10 protein-coding genes are annotated in these 15,405 nt (G+C 48.6%); 6 read left to right on the top strand and 4 right to left on the bottom strand.

The features are described from left to right. The first annotated feature begins 66 nt into the window (after positions 1–66). The 6 genes from peaB to EHS89_RS19115 all read left to right on the top strand — a co-directional run bounded on the left by peaB (position 67) and on the right by EHS89_RS19115 (position 8,678). Complete coding sequence (gene peaB, locus EHS89_RS19140) at positions 67–1,500, top strand: quinohemoprotein amine dehydrogenase maturation protein (protein ID WP_124927779.1); 1,434 nt, start codon at positions 67–69, stop codon at positions 1,498–1,500. 1 nt (position 1,501) lies between these two features. Continuing rightward, positions 1,502–1,828: a quinohemoprotein amine dehydrogenase subunit gamma gene (gene qhpC, locus EHS89_RS19135; protein WP_124927778.1), complete on the top strand. Its 327-nt coding sequence runs from the start codon at positions 1,502–1,504 to the stop codon at positions 1,826–1,828. A gap of 137 nt (positions 1,829–1,965) precedes the next feature. Then, a complete protein-coding gene (gene peaD / locus EHS89_RS19130) occupies positions 1,966–3,108 on the top strand; it encodes a quinohemoprotein amine dehydrogenase subunit beta (protein WP_124927777.1) in 1,143 nt (380 codons plus the stop codon). 176 nt (positions 3,109–3,284) lie between these two features. Further along, a complete protein-coding gene (locus EHS89_RS19125) occupies positions 3,285–4,607 on the top strand; it encodes an alginate export family protein (RefSeq protein WP_124927776.1) in 1,323 nt (440 codons plus the stop codon). Positions 4,608–5,138: 531 nt separating this feature from the next. Continuing rightward, positions 5,139–7,103, top strand: coding sequence for a sigma-54-dependent Fis family transcriptional regulator (locus EHS89_RS19120; protein ID WP_124927775.1), 1,965 nt, complete (start codon positions 5,139–5,141; stop codon positions 7,101–7,103). Between the two features lie 138 nt (positions 7,104–7,241). Continuing rightward, positions 7,242–8,678 (top strand): aldehyde dehydrogenase family protein, encoded by a 1,437-nt coding sequence (locus EHS89_RS19115; protein ID WP_124927774.1) that lies wholly within the window; start codon positions 7,242–7,244, stop codon positions 8,676–8,678. Positions 8,679–8,766: 88 nt separating this feature from the next. Here the strand turns inward: EHS89_RS19115 and EHS89_RS19110 are convergent, their stop codons facing one another. From EHS89_RS19110 to EHS89_RS19095, 4 genes are all read right to left on the bottom strand, one after another. Beyond that, positions 8,767–10,146 carry a class II fumarate hydratase gene (locus tag EHS89_RS19110; protein WP_124927773.1) on the bottom strand — a complete coding sequence of 460 codons (1,380 nt, stop codon included), beginning with the start codon at positions 10,144–10,146 and terminating at the stop codon, positions 8,767–8,769. A gap of 91 nt (positions 10,147–10,237) precedes the next feature. Further along, complete coding sequence (locus tag EHS89_RS19105) at positions 10,238–11,311, bottom strand: FUSC family protein (protein WP_229753617.1); 1,074 nt, start codon at positions 11,309–11,311, stop codon at positions 10,238–10,240. A gap of 261 nt (positions 11,312–11,572) precedes the next feature. After that, positions 11,573–13,708: an FAD-dependent oxidoreductase gene (locus EHS89_RS19100; protein WP_124927772.1), complete on the bottom strand. Its 2,136-nt coding sequence runs from the start codon at positions 13,706–13,708 to the stop codon at positions 11,573–11,575. Between the two features lie 121 nt (positions 13,709–13,829). After that, positions 13,830–15,260, bottom strand: coding sequence for an aminotransferase-like domain-containing protein (locus EHS89_RS19095; protein WP_124927771.1), 1,431 nt, complete (start codon positions 15,258–15,260; stop codon positions 13,830–13,832). Positions 15,261–15,405 lie beyond the last annotated feature (145 nt).

Here is a 15,405-nt window from a genome sequence, read left to right as displayed (position 1 = left end):
ATAAATCACAGATGCTGTGAGTAATGACAGCATGATGAAAATAATAAAAGTGAGGAGGGCCGTTCTATGGGCGCCCAATTAAATCTGGTAGAGAATAACCTGCACCTGGTCGACGTAAGCTCCCGGCAGATGTTGTTCCATATTCCGTCTAGTAGTCTGTTTGAACTTGATGGCCTGACAGCTGAACTGATAGGGCTGCTGCGTAGCAGCCCGATGCAGACCGCTGAACAGATTATCAGTGAGTTACAGCAGCAGTTCTCGGTAGAGCAGATCAGTGAAACACTGGCTGAGCTGATCGCCCTGGAGCTGATTACCGATGGATCGCCATTAACACCAGAGATCGCGCTTAAAAAGATCACTGAATTTCCACTCAATACACTGGTTTTAAATGTAAATACCGGGTGTAACCTGAGTTGCAGTTATTGCTATAAGGAAGATCTGGATAAGCCGTCTGCGGGCAAAAAGATGGCATTTGAAACGGCTAAACAGTCGATTGAAATGCTACTGATAGAGTCGCCGGATGAGTCACGCTATAACATTGTGTTCTTCGGTGGCGAGCCGTTGTCCAATCTGGCACTGATTAAAGAGGTAGTTGCTTATTCGGAGCAGCGTTTTGCTGAACTGAATAAGCCGGTTGATTTCACTATGACCACCAACGCTACGTTGTTGACCGAAGAAATTGCTGACTGGCTTAGCGAGCATCGTTTCGGACTTTCAATCAGCATGGATGGACCAAAAACAATTCATGACAAAAACCGGATTACTGTCGGTGGGCAGGGGACTTACGATGTTGTTAGCCGTAAGGCTAAGATGTTGTTATCCCGGTATCCGTCTCGTCCTGTAGGTGCCCGGGTAACCTTGACCAAAGGGGTTACCGATATCCGACAGATCTGGGATCACCTGTTCAATGAGCTGGGGTTTGCTGAAGTAGGTTTTGCCCCGGTGACATCCGGTGATATCAGCTATTACAACCTGAGTAATGAGGAACTGGTTGACGTTTTTGCCAATATGAAGGCATTAGGTCGCGAGTACCTTGAGGCGGCGTTGGAACACCGCAATATCGGTTTTTCCAATATGCATCAGCTGATTACTGATTTGCATGAAGGCAACAAGAAGGCACTACCCTGTGGTGCTGGTGTTGCCATGCTGGCGGTAGACCACGAAGGTGGTCTGAACTTGTGTCACCGATTTACCGGTTCCGATCTGGATACTTTTGGCGATGTGCAATCTGGTCTGGATAAGCCTCGTTTGGGAGAGTTCCTGGAACAACGGCTTGATCGTACCGACACCGGTTGCTCAGATTGCCGTATTCGTAATCTCTGCTCAGGCGGCTGTTACCACGAAAGTTACGCCCGTTATGAAGACCCGACTCATCCCGTTTATCACTACTGCGATCTGATGCGCGACTGGGTGGACTTCGGTATCGAAGTTTACAGCCGCATCATGGCCGAAAATCCGGCCTATATCGACAGTTACATATCTCCCCGGAGGGCTCACTGATATGAAACATCTCAAGCCTGTTAATAACAAAGCACAAACCCTGAGCAAGGCTGTTGCCGATGATCAGGTAGAAGAAGTCGTCGCAATGCAATCACTGGCCGGCTGTACCGCAACCACCGATCCCGGTTGGGAGATCGATGCCTTTGGTTCTGTGACCTCGTTGTGTCAGCCAATGGAATCTGATCTGTACGGTTGTGCCGATCCATGCTGGTGGCCTGCCCAGGTGCCGGACATGATGAATACCTATCCGGACTGGAATAAGAATGCGGCCCAGTCGGGTGATGACTGGAGGAATCTTGGCACAGTCTTCCCGACTGATAAAGATTAATCAGGAGGGGTGTTGATGATGATTAATCACATTTCAATCGGAAAAGCCTGGAGTAACAACCAGTTGATGACTGGCGACTCTCAAGCTACGGCACAGTCTTCCCGACTGATAAAGACTAACCCAACAGGATGCATACGATGAATAACAAAAAAAAATTGCGTCGCTCTATGTCCGCAGTGCTTGCTACAACTGCACTGGGGCTGGCTACTTTAACTGGCTCAACAGCGGTTGCAGCGCAGGGACCGGCGCTCAAAGCCGGTAGTGAATATATGGTGGTAGCTAACTACCCGAATCAGATGCATGTGTTAGATCTGGCAACGGATTCCGTTTATAAAACCTGTGATATGCCCGACCGCTTTGGTCCGGGAGCATTGCAGGTGGCACCGGATAAGAAAACTGCTTATATCCTCAATAATGGTTATGAAGATATCTACGGCGTCGACATGGATACCTGTGATGTAACCTTCCATGCAAAAATGGCGTTAAATCCTAAAGAACGGACTAAAACCATCTACGCCTTTGCGCTGAGCTATGACGGCAAAGAGCTGTATACGATACAGAATCCTACACTGATGGAGCGGGATCACTACCGGGTGCAACCGACTCGTTTGGCGGTGTACAGCACCGATGGTGGTCTGGATGCCAAGCCGATCCGGGTATTGCCATCGCCGCGTCTCGTTACTGCGATGCAGGTCGGTAAAGATGGTGGCCTGTATATGGCGGGTGCAGATATCTACAAGATGGATGTCCAGACCGGTGAATATGAAGTGGTGGTTCCAAGCCGTAACTGGGAGCGTGAGCGCTATGTTCAGCCTGATGTGTTGAATGTGTGGGCGGTACAAACACCTACCAAGGATTTCACCATTCTTTACACCACTGCACGTTTTCAGGAGGGCTCAGAAGATCTGAATACTGCTGACTGGCTGTACGGTTATTTCAATATAAACCTGGATACCGGCGCGACTGAAACTAAGGATTTCGGGCCTATTACCGAAATTTACTTCACCGGTACCCGTTCGCCAAAGGATCCTAATATTATGTATGGGGTGCTGAACCGCCTGGCGAAGTACGATATTGAAAAACAAGAGTTGATACAGGCGGCTGAACTGGATCACTCCTATTACTGTGTCACGGTCAACCAGACCGGCAGTAAGGTCTATCTGGCCGGTACCCATAACCATGTAGCGGTATTCGATGCCGATAGCCTTGAACGTCTGAATACTATTGAGTTACCCGGTGGTGATATGTCCACTACAACCGCTCAGGTATTCGTCCGTTAAGGTCTGCTGAACAGTCTGAACCGGCGACTCTCACAAGCAGATTAGCCGGCACATTTTTTACCAAATCACTCTGCACATTACCCCCGTCAGGGCGGCTTTTAATTTAAGCCGTCTGGGGGATCTTTTTGTCAGAAAAAAGTGAAATTCAAACAAAAGAACAGCAATGGAATCTGAGAATGAACAAAAATAACAGTACATTCCTGAAAGTTAACACCCTGGCTGCATCGGTGATGCTGGCTGGTGCGATCCAGGCGGCACCTATCTACGAGCAGGAGGGTAAAACCCTTGAGTTCAACGTTGAGGCGATGGCCGGCGTATTTTCCACCGATGAAAACTACACCGGTGTAGCGGGCGGAAATGATTGGCAGGAGGCCTATATTAAAGGCGATTTGGTGGGCCGGAATGCTCTGGATAGTGGTGCTGTCTATGGTGGGCTGGGCTTAATCGCTCTGGGTACCCGTGGTGATGGTGATGCTGCAGGCCTGACCGCTGGCGATGAAAGTGAGTTGAAAATAGAGAATGCTTTTGTTGGTTGGCAGAGTGCTGATGGTCTGTTTGATCTCTCTCTGGGTCGACAGCAATTTATGCTGGGTGATGGTTTTCTTATAGCCGGTGATGCGATCAGTCTGGGTGATATTCCGGGCGCCGATGTTGATCGTGGTGGTGCTTATTATCTGGCAGGCCAGAAAAGTTTTGATAAGACTGCTGTTTTAAAAGTTGACCCGCAAGGTGCGCTGCGCGGTGATCTGTTCTGGTTGCAGTCAGATAATCCCTATCACCAGAACACCGAACTGGCAGGTATCAATATAGAGCTGGTGGATGATCTGAAAGGCACCTTAGGTTTAAGTTATATGACAGTGCTGGATGTTGATGCGGGAACCGGTCTGGGCGCTTGGGATCAGCGTGACGGTATGGATATTGTCAGCCTGCGTGGGCAAGGGAGTATGGGGGTAGAAAACCTGTTCCTGTCGTTTGAATATGTTGATGAAAGTGGCGGCGATACGGCGATAACAAACGATGCCAGTGCCTGGTATGTGGAAGCGGGCTGGACCTTCGCGGACATGCCCTGGTCGCCTAATGTGAATTATCGTCATGCGGTATTCTCCGGTGATGATTCATCAACGGCAAAGAACGAAGCATTTGATCCGTTGTTTTTCGGCTTTACCCGTGGCTTCGGTACCTGGTTCCAGGGTGAGGTTGCCTCAAACTATGCAGGACCGGCCAATAGTGGCAACGACGTGGACCGTATCGAACTTACGTTGCAACCTCGTGAAGATCTGACAGTAGGTTTACAGTACTGGGAGTTTGGTAAGCAGAACGATGCGGCCGACCATTCCGGTAGTGAGATCGATCTGTATGCCCTCTGGTCCATCAACGATAACTTTATATTCAGTCCGATGGTGGGTTACTACAAGCCAGATGGTGCTGATGTTATCACCGCTCAGGGCAATGACGACAGTAACCTGTATCTACAGGGTGTATTGATGTATTTCTTCTGAATTGTGCGTCCAGTGAAGTCGCAGTGCTGTGTTAATCGCTTTCGACATATGAACCATATGCCTGTAGCGCTTGCCTTGCTCTGCAACTTCACTGAAAGCCCAAAGTGCAGCTTAGGGCGAAGTGCTGTGTTAATCGCTTTCGACATATGAACCATATGCCTGTAGCGCTTGCCTTGCTCTCAGCTTCACTGAAAGCACCAAAAGTGCGGTTTTAGGTCGTAGTGATGTGTTAACCGCTTTCAAAATTGTGTCTTTGCTCGGAATTTCATTGACGTTCAATCGGCTGACCGTTTGTAAGAAAAGGTCAGCTACCTTCAACCTCGGTAGTCGGGTTGTTCACGGCAACTTGTCTATCTCCTTTCCAGGGTACAGTTATCTGTACTCTGGTTTTTTTGTTTTAAAACTGTCGGTTATCCAGCCTTTGAGAGGATTGTTATAGCTGGATAGATTGACTGAAAATTGATCAGTGTTACAGTAGGTGAATATACTTATTTTTAGTGCCGCTAATACAAAAACAAGAGGCCTGGCGTAATGAATAAGCAGAGCAGTTCCTGTTTAATTACCGAATCAGAGCAATCCGTCAAAAATGCCCGAAAGCACCTGGTGCAGGAAGGCGAAGTCCCTAGTGGTGTCCTACGTAGTGAAATTGAAGATTCCTGGTTACGCAGTGTTGAGGCGGGCCTGAATTGTGAGTCACCGCTTGATCTGGAAAACCTGTCCCGGGACAGTATTGCGGATCTGAAAGCTAAAAACCGTCCCCTGATCGAGGCCTCACATCCGGAGGTCAAACAACTGGTAGAGTATTTCTCCTCAGTCGGCGGGTTAGTTATGTTGGCCGACGCTGATGCGACGATTCTGGGTGTCAAAGGTGAGCAGCGTTATCTGGACTCGCAGATGAAATATGCGTTGCAACCGGGGGCAAACTGGAAAGAGGATCTGAGAGGCACTAATGCGGTAGGTACCGCTGTGGTCGATCGTACGCCGGTTATGATTACCGGAAATGAACATTTCTTAGATAGTGCCGGATACCTTTCCTGTTGTTCTGCACCTATTACCGACGCCGCCGGTGATGTGCTGGGGGTACTTGATCTGACCTCGCCAACCGATAACAGGGAACTGCCTCCGAATATGAGTCTGGTACAGCAGGCGGTTCGTTCGATAGAAAACCGGATGTTCAGCGGTCAGTTCCAGCAACAGATAGTGCTTAGTGTGCATAGCCGTCCAGAATACCTGCGATCGTCCTGGCAAGGGCTACTGGCCCTGGAACTGGATGGTTATATTCAGGCCGCGAATGAACAGGTTTGTCAGCTACTCAACCGTAAGCGTAAGCAGTTAGTTGGCAGAAACCTGGAAGAGTTGTTCGGAGTCCGGCCTGAAGCTCTTTTGACCGATCTGCATCGTAAAGGTCGGGGACAGTTACGTACCCGCAGTGGCGATTTTGTTTGTGAACTGCTGCACTTTCCAAACAGTTTTCCCGCTTCAATTGCAAAAGCCCCAGCCAAGACTTCCCGTACGGCCAGCAAATTACCGGAAATAGAGGCCCCGGATCTGGTTGAACTGGCCGGACTGGATGCCAGACTGCAGAAAGGCGTGCGCATGGGGAGTCGTGCGCTGGCCCATGAACTGCCCGTGTTGATTCAGGGGGAGACCGGCACCGGTAAAGAGGTGATGGCAAAATCGCTGCATCTTGATAGTCGTCGCAGTAGCGGGCCTTTCATAGCGGTTAACTGTGCTTCTATCCCTGAGGGGCTTATCGAATCAGAGCTGTTTGGTTATCGCGAGGGCGCATTCACCGGCTCCCGTAAGGGCGGCATGGTCGGTCGTTTAGAACAGGCTCAGTCCGGTACTCTGTTTCTCGATGAGATCGGTGATATGCCGTTAGCTCTTCAGGCAAGATTGTTAAGAGTACTTCAGGAACGCACTATCGCACCACTGGGGGGCGCGGATGAGATCGCTCTGGATATAGCGGTTATTTGTGCCTCGCATCGTGATTTAAAGGCGTTAGTAGCAGAGGGCAGTTTTCGGGAAGATCTCTATTATCGGCTCAATGGTGTGTGCCTGCGAATCCCAGCGTTCCGGGATCGTACAGATAAACAGGACTTTATTAGTCACTTTCTGCATCAGTTAACCCCGGATGGTCGACAAATAAAGATCGCCGATGAACTGATGCTGCAGCTAGAAGGTTATCACTGGCCCGGCAATATACGTCAGCTTGAAACAACCTTACGTGTGGCGATCGCCTTTATGGAGCCCGATGAACTGGTTATCGACAGCAGCCATATTAGTGATGATTTCCTTGAAGAGTTGAGTAGTTCGAAGCTTCCGGTTTCCGGTGCTATACAGTTGAATGCTGCTAACGGCACCCTGAAAGATGCTGAGTTAATGACAATTCAGCAGGTGCTGGAACAGCATGAAGGTAATATTTCGGCAACGGCCAATGAGTTAGGAATTAGCCGTGCAACCTTGTACAGAAAACTAAAGCAGTTAGATGAGTAACGTTAAACTATTGTCATACAGTGTTGGTTGTAGATACTGTTATTAAGTTATATCTCTAGTTATTACATGAAGTTAGGCTGTATTGTGCTTGAAGTGGCAGCGGGTCTGCCTTCAGTCTTTGAATAAGGAAATATGTAAATGTCTGATAAGCGCCAGTTTTATATTAATGGTCAGTGGGTAGATCCTGTTAAAGCGAATGATTTTGAGGTGATTAACCCCTCAACCGAGAAGGCTTGTTCGGTTATATCATTAGGCGGCGAAGCTGATGCTAATGCGGCTATAGAGGCTGCGAGTAGCGCGTTTGACAGTTGGAGTCAGACCACTAAGGATCAGCGTCTTGATCTGATAAATAAGTTATTGGCTATTTATCAGGAGCGGGCCTCTGAAATGGCCGAGGCGATCTCAAGTGAAATGGGTGCGCCAATGGCTCTGGCCAGTACGGCTCAATGTGGTGCCGGAGCGGCTCATATTAAGAATCTGGCGCGAGCGCTTAAAGCTTATGAATTCGAGAAGCCCTTAGGTGGTCATGCGCCAGATAACCGTATTCTGCATGAACCGATTGGTGTTTGTGCGCTGATCACGCCCTGGAACTGGCCAATGAATCAGGTGGTTCTTAAAGTTGTTGGGGCACTGGCTGCCGGCTGCACTATGGTGCTTAAACCCTCTGAAATTGCGCCTCTCTCTTCTATGTTGTTTGCCGAGATGATTGATCAGGCTGGTTTCCCCGCAGGTGTATTCAATCTGGTGAATGGGGATGGTGTGGGGGTTGGTTCTCAGCTAACCGCGCATCCGCTGGTCGATATGGTGTCATTCACAGGATCGACCCGGGCGGGTATCGCTATCTCTAAAAATGCAGCGGATACAGTAAAACGGGTTAGCCTTGAATTAGGTGGTAAAGGTGCCAACATCGTTTTTGCCGATGCTGATGAAAAGGCGGTAACCCGCGGCGTACGACACTGTTTTAACAACAGTGGCCAGTCCTGTAATGCGCCGACCAGAATGCTGGTGGAACGCTCTATCTATGATCAGGCGGTACAGACCGCGGCGGATGTGGCCGCTAAAACCCAGGTCGATCTGGCTTCTGTTGAAGGGCGGCATATTGGTCCTGTGGTATCACAACTACAGTTCGATAAGATCCAGGGGTTAATTCAACAAGGTATCGATGAAGGTGCCCGGCTTGTCGCAGGTGGTACAGGTAAGCCTGATGGACTGGAAACAGGCTACTTTGTTAAACCTACAGTATTTGCCGATGTTAATAATCAGATGGCAATTGCCAGAGAGGAAGTGTTTGGCCCGGTATTGACGATTATTCCGTTTGATACCGAAGCTGAAGCGATCGCTATTGCTAATGATACGCCTTACGGCCTGACTAACTATGTTCAAACCCAGGATTCAGAAAAAGCAAACCGGGTGGCCCGCCGCTTACGCTCTGGTATGGTGCAGGTTAACGGTAGCCATATGGGCGGCGGAGCGCCGTTCGGAGGCTATAAGCAGTCGGGTAATGGCCGTGAAGGCGGAGTCTGGGGCTTGGAAGATTTTCTAGAAGTAAAAGCAGTTACCGGCTGGATCGAATAGGCTGACAGAAGAAAGGGGTGATAATCGCCACCGGAGGTTATCATCCTTGTTAGGCTGAATGTTTAGATATTCAAATGCGTTAAGTGCTTCACAAACCTCCCTGTGTTAGTTTTGCCGGATCCAGTAGCTTTGTCAGTTCCTCAATTGACAAGTCGGTATTCTCTGCAGCAACCTCAATGATAGCCCGTTTCTCCTGATACGCCTGTCGGGCAATTTCAGATGCCTTCTTGTATCCGATGATGGGGTTTAGCGCGGTCACTAAAATTGGGTTGCGTGCAAGATCCTGAGAAAGCCTGACTTCATTGACTTTGAAGCTGGTGATCGCTTTGTCGGCTAGCAAATGGCTGATATTGGCCAACAATTGAATACTTTTCAGCAGGTTGTTCGCTATCAGGGGTAGCATGACGTTTAATTCAAAATTACCTGACTGACCGGCAATGGTCACCGCACTGTCGTAACCGATCACCTGAGCGGCAACCATCGCTGCAGCTTCGGGTATAACCGGGTTAACTTTACCGGGCATAATGGATGAGCCGGGTTGTAGCGGCTCCAGTTCGATTTCCCCCAGACCGGTCAGGGGACCTGAGTTCATCCAGCGCAGGTCGTTGGCGATTTTCATGATTGATACCGCGGTTACTTTTAGCTGTCCAGATAAGGCAACGGCATTATCCTGAGCGCTTATCTGGCTGAAAAAGTTGTTCGCCGGGGTGAAGGTCATTCCGGTAATCTGACTAATAGAGCGGCTGAATTGTCGAGCGAAATCAGGGTGAGTGTTTATGCCTGTACCGACCGCCGTACCGCCTTGTGCGAGGGTTTGCAGAGTTGGCTGTAATTGTTGTAATCGGACAATGTTAAGTTCTATCTGCTCAGCCCAGCCATCCAGGCTTTGGCTCATACGCACCGGCATGGCATCCATCAGGTGAGTACGGCCTGTTTTTACGTAGCGATCAACAGACTTTGCTTTTTTCCGGATACTCATAGCTAAGTGAGATAGCGCAGGCAGTAACTCTTCAGTGAGCATAACGGCAGCGCTGATATGTATTACCGATGGAATGATGTCATTACTGCTCTGGCCACGATTGATATGGTCATTAGCATTGACCGGATGGTGATATAGATTGCTTGCCAGTGTTGCCAATACCTCATTGGCATTCATATTAGTACTGGTACCGGAACCCGTCTGATACAGGTCTACAGGAAAGTGCTGCATTAACGTTCCATCAACAAGCAGTGTCTCTACAGCTTTACAGATCGCCAGGGCCATTTTTTCAGGTATCTGTCCCAGTTGGCCATTAGCTGTTGCTGCAGCTGCTTTAGCTTGAAGCAGGGCGCGTATGAACGCTTGTGGCATCTGCTGGCCGCTGACCGGAAAATTATTGATGGCTCTCTGGGTTTGGCATGCATACAGGGCGTTAATAGGTACTTCTAATTCGCCTAAACTATCTCGCTCAATACGGCTGTGTTTCATGATCATTTCCTGCATCAGTTCTCAATTAGCGTTTAGAAGGTTGTCGAACCTCTGTATTCAGGCTAGTTGTAGTGTGCGGAACATGAAAACATCAGGGGTTATTTACCAGGCGGCTCACTAGTTGAGAGAATCTTGGGTGATGCAGTATCCAGCCTCCCAGATAGCCGATTAAGCACCCGAGAATAATGTCAAAGAAGCGTGAGATAAGCAGTTGAGTTGGGTCAGAAGAGGCGATAGTAGTCTCTGCAAAGATAACTGTTATGGGGGTAATGAATATCACCGCCAGACCGTAATTCCGGGTTATCAATGTTTCTATTATAAATATCAGCAGTAATATCAGAGCCGCGAGCGCCCAGGGGCCCGGGGAGAATGAGTAAATAACCCAGGCAATGCCCATGCCGATAACAGTGCCGGCAATGCGGTGAACGTTACGTTGCCAGATGGCGCGGAATGTTGCTCCCTGCATGATGGCTGCAGTTGAGATAGGAACCCAGTAGGGGTTATCCATCTCCAATAGCAGCGCCAGGAAATATCCGCCGCTGACAAACAAACTGATCACCGCAGACTCTATCGAGATGGCAAGAACCTGAGGGGCTTCATGGAGGGCTGATTTAACTTTAGTTTGTTTGTTGAACAGGCTTTGTATAAAGCTATACCCCAGAGCCAGCAGGCAGGCCCACATAGATCCAAATAACAAAATACCGGTACGTTCCGCTGTTAAAGTCAGATCAAATGGAAGTGTTCTTGCAAGACATGCAGCAACAATGAAGAAGAAACTGGCCGGAGGTGGCACAGAATAAAAACGGCAAACGGCGGTTGCCAGAAACACGGTCAGTGTTAATGTGGCGGCAGACAGGTATGGGTCAAAGCTGCTCAATACACCTAGTGCAAAGCTAAGCGCAAAACCAAACGAGCAGGTGGCGAGCGTCATCATACGGTGAGCAATTTCTGTCTGCTGCATATAGAGAATAACCATGCCTCCCATACAGCCAAGCATGCTTGCAGCGAACTGATCGAACCAGGCACCCATAAATGCAGGCAGCCCAACAGCCAACGCTGAGATAATTAAATAGCCAAGTGGACGTTTATGATCGCTCAGGCTCAGCAAGGGTTTGATTCGAATCCAGAGTTTTGAATTCGATGGCGATTGAGTATCAGGCGGCAAAGCAGGGTCCCTTAATATGATTAGTTGGATACTCCATCCGGAGAAGACAGTTGTTGATATTAATGACAGATTCAATCATTAGTGTCGGGCTTGATGATCTGACTGTTGAGCTTAGCTCAGTTAGACAGATGAAGTCATGATACCGATTAAGACTGAGCAAATGTGTTGTGGCTTGAACAGCCAAAATGAAAACTGCCCCTAAAGGGGCAGTGGCAGGGTTTAGGCTTACTGAGTTAGCTATACCTGTTTATCGTTTAAAGGTTAGCCGCGCTTCCAGGCATGGAATTTTTCCAGCCATTGCAGAACTTTTTGAGGCGCGTGTTTCTTTTTCCATTCACCAGCAACGAATCGGTTAGCTTCATTTAGTGTTGGATAAGCATGAGTGGTACCCAGAATTTTATTCAGTCCCAGCTTATGTTTCATTGCCAGAGCAAACTCCGGTAGCATCTCAGCGGCATGTTCACCGACCAGAGTAACGCCGATAATTTTATCGCTGCCGGGTTTTAACAGTACTTTTACAAAGCCGTATGCGGCTTCATCTGTTATAGCCCGATCCAGTTCTTCCAGATTATAACGTACCGCTTCATACTGAATGCCCTTATCAATTGCCTGCTTTTCATTCAGGCCGATACGGGCCACTTCTGGGCTGGTATAAGTAGTGAAGGGAATGAAAGAGTAATCGACTTTGAACTTCTTAAACATGCCGAATAATCCATTTACTGAGGCATACCAGGCCTGATGAGCGGCTGCGTGAGTAAATTGATAGGGGCCGATAACATCGCCACAGGCAAGAATATTCGGAATCCGGGTGCGCAGATAATCATCGACCTCAATGGTGCCACCTGGGGCTGCGGTAATGCCCAGCTCTTCCAGGCCAAAGCCGGTAACATTGGCTGTACGGCCGGTTGCAACTAATAACTTATCAAAGCCGATCCGTTTTTCCTGATTATTATGGCGACAAACCAGCTCATAACCATTCTCTGTGACTTCAAAACGCACCGGAGTGTGGCCGGCACAGATATTGACACCGTCCTCAAGTAATCGTTGTTCAACAACCGCTGCTGCATCCTGATCTTCGCGGGTAAGTACCTGAGAGCCACGGAACATGATACTTACATCGGTACCCAGGCGGGCAAAGCACTGACCCAGTTCGCAACCTATTGCGCCTGCACCTAACACAAGTAGCCGATCAGGCCGTTGGCGAAGTTCCCAGATTGTATCTGAGGTGAGTGGCTCTACTTTATCCAGTCCAGGAATATCAGGGAAAGCAGGTCGTGCTCCCGTTGCGATAACGATGTTCTGGGTTTTGATCACCGAGCCGTTAACTTCGACTTCCCAGGGGGAGAGAATACGGGCTTCACCGGTTACACAGTCAACGCCCAGTGATTCGTAACGTTCAATTGAATCGTGGGGCTCAATGGTTTTAATGACTCGCTGAACCCGTTCCATCACTTCGGCAAAATCATACTCGACTTCAGCGTTACGGATGCCTAATTGTCCGGCATCGCGAACATCAGCCAGAAAGTGAGTTGTTCGTATCAGTGCCTTTGAGGGAACACAGCCTGTATTCAGGCAGTCGCCGCCCATCTTATGGCGCTCTATTAGTGTTACTTTAGCTTTAGTCGCAGCGGCAATATAAGAGGTAACCAGGCCACCGGCACCAGCACCGATAACAACCATATTGGTGTCGAACTGAGTTGGCTTGGTGAAACCGCTATAAACTTTACGGCGTTGAATAACACTGACGATCGCTTTAGCTATCCAGGGGAAAATACCCAGCAGACAGAATGACAGAATCAGTCCGGGGGAGAGAATATCGCCGGGTTGTTCGATGGCTGCGAGCTGAGTACCGGCATTTACGAAAATCACGGTACCCGGCAGCATGCCCAATTGGCTAACCCAGTAGAAGGTTTTAGCCTTCATTCGGGTCAGGCCCAGTACTGCATTAATGACAAAGAAAGGGAACAGAGGAACCAGACGCAGCGTGAACAGATAGGAGATACCATCTTTTTCTATGCCGCGGTTAATGGGTTCAATGTAACTTGAAAATTTATTAGTCAGCGGCTCTCTAAACAGATAACGAGCCATTAGAAAGGCCAGTGTTGCACCGATACTGCTGGCAAAGGACACCATAATAAGACCGCTAAACAGGCCAAACACAGCACCACCGGCCAGTGTCATCACCGCAGCCCCGGGTAGTGAAAGTGCAGTCACTGCTATATAGATCAGCATAAAGGCGGCAACAGCAAGTAGTTGATTGTCAGCGACCCAACCCTGCAGGGCGTCCTGCTGGCCTTTTATATAGTCCAGACTGAGATAACTACCCAGGTCGAACATAAAGAATGCGCCGATTAAGGCGGCAATTACTAAAAGCAGGCCAATCTTTTTGATATTCATAAAGTACAGGGCTCAGATAGAAAACGATTGGGGGATAGTGGCATAGAAAACTGAAATTATCCTGAAATTGCTACCCATATAGAGTCAAAATTTCATTTATTAAACAATTAATTACACGGCGTCATTGCAGTAGACCCGAAAGCGTACGAATAGCCCGGCCATAGTTTTCATTATCAGCACAAGCGTAGTTCAGCCTGATACAGCGATGATAATTATCGCTGGCTGAAAACAGTATTCCTGGTGCAATGCTGATCTGTTGTTCCAGCGCGCGATGATAGATCTCTAAACTGTTACAGCAACCTTCCGGTAGCTCTAACCAGAGTAAAAAACCACCCTGAGGGAAGGTCATTCGGGTGGCCTCAGGCATATAACGTTGGGTCCAGCTAATCATCTGATCGCGGCGTTTGCGGTAGCTGTCTCTGATAATACGCAGGTGCCGATAGTAACCGGATCCTTGCAAAATTTTTGCGGTAGCTCGTTGGGGGATAGTCGGTGATGCCATAGTGCTGACGTATTTAAGATAACGTACCCGGTCATGATAGCGACCGGCCGATAACCAGCCGATTCTTATAGCAGGATCAATTGTTTTTGAAATAGAGCTACACCAAAGTACCCGGCCATCTTTGTCGAAGGCCTTTACAGGAAGGGGTCTGCCCTGGGTGTAGGCAAGATCACCAAACACATCGTCTTCTATTAATGGCAGGTCGTATTGTTGTAATAGTTGAACCAGTGCTTCTTTATGGCTGTCAGGCATCAGGTAACCCAGCGGATTGCCAATATTAGCACTGAGAAAAATAGCTTTAATCGGCCACTGTTGTAGCGCCATTTTTAAGGCTTCCAGACTGATGCCCTGTTCAGGCGTGGCGGGAATCTCAATTACTTTTAATCCCAGTGCTTCCATAAGTTGCAGTGTGCCGTAAAACACCGGGGACTCAACAGCTACAATGTCGCCTGGCTTTGTTACCGCTTGCAGGCTTAAATTCAACGCTTCCTGACAGCCATTAGTAATGACAATAGATTCAGGATTTATATCAAGGCTAAGGGGGCCGTAATGCCGGGCAAGTTGCCGTATCAGTTCAGTGTCTCCCGGAGGTACGCTGTAGCCCAGTGGAGATGCATGGGGAGTCTGAGCGCTGGCATGTTGGCGGGTCTGTCGGCCAAACTCTTTCCATAGCTGTCGGCTGAGACTGAATTCATTACTGGGGTAGGCGGGTCCCATCGGAGTGCCCGTCGGATTGTCGGTTGCTGTAACGACTTGTAAGGCCAGATCGCCCATAGTGACATTTACCGGATTGCTGACCGGTTTCATGACAGACGGGTGACGCATTAAATCTGGCTTTGGCTGAAGCACATAATAACCTGACTGAGGTCGTGCTTCGATCAGTTCCATCTGTTCCAGTAAGCTGTAACAGTTCAATACCGTTCCAGGGCTAACTTTTTGTTCTGAACTCAACCGTCGCACAGAGGGTAATTTATCTCCGGGACTGAGATTGCCCTGATTTATCTGTTGCTGCAGATTGTTTGCCAGTTTCTGATAGATTGGCTGAGTCATGATCGAAACCTTGTTCTGGTACAGTTCACGGAGAAAAAACGATAACAGATGGTAAATATTGTAACTGTTATATATCAATTGTAAAAAACTGAAACTGTTATAGCTAGCGTTCTCAATTTAAACTGTTTCAATCATTTGCTAATTG

Source organism: Amphritea balenae (assembly GCF_003858655.1).
Taxonomy (GTDB): Bacteria; Pseudomonadota; Gammaproteobacteria; order Pseudomonadales; family Balneatricaceae; genus Amphritea; species Amphritea balenae.
The sequence above is the reverse complement of the archived record's forward strand: the minus strand, read 5'-3'. Positions and strand labels throughout refer to the sequence as shown.

Bases quoted from the DNA above. Each gene is read 5' to 3' on its own strand.
- qhpC (WP_124927778.1), top strand. From the start codon at position 1,502: ATGAAACATCTCAAGCCTGTTAATAACAAAGCACAAACCCTGAGCAAG.
- EHS89_RS19110 (WP_124927773.1), bottom strand. From the start codon at position 10,146: ATGAAACACAGCCGTATTGAGCGAGATAGTTTAGGCGAATTAGAAGTA.
- EHS89_RS19095 (WP_124927771.1), bottom strand. From the start codon at position 15,260: ATGACTCAGCCAATCTATCAGAAACTGGCAAACAATCTGCAGCAACAG.
- peaD (WP_124927777.1), top strand. From the start codon at position 1,966: ATGAATAACAAAAAAAAATTGCGTCGCTCTATGTCCGCAGTGCTTGCT.
- EHS89_RS19115 (WP_124927774.1), top strand. From the start codon at position 7,242: ATGTCTGATAAGCGCCAGTTTTATATTAATGGTCAGTGGGTAGATCCT.
- EHS89_RS19125 (WP_124927776.1), top strand. From the start codon at position 3,285: ATGAACAAAAATAACAGTACATTCCTGAAAGTTAACACCCTGGCTGCA.
- EHS89_RS19100 (WP_124927772.1), bottom strand. From the start codon at position 13,708: ATGAATATCAAAAAGATTGGCCTGCTTTTAGTAATTGCCGCCTTAATC.
- EHS89_RS19120 (WP_124927775.1), top strand. From the start codon at position 5,139: ATGAATAAGCAGAGCAGTTCCTGTTTAATTACCGAATCAGAGCAATCC.
- peaB (WP_124927779.1), top strand. From the start codon at position 67: ATGGGCGCCCAATTAAATCTGGTAGAGAATAACCTGCACCTGGTCGAC.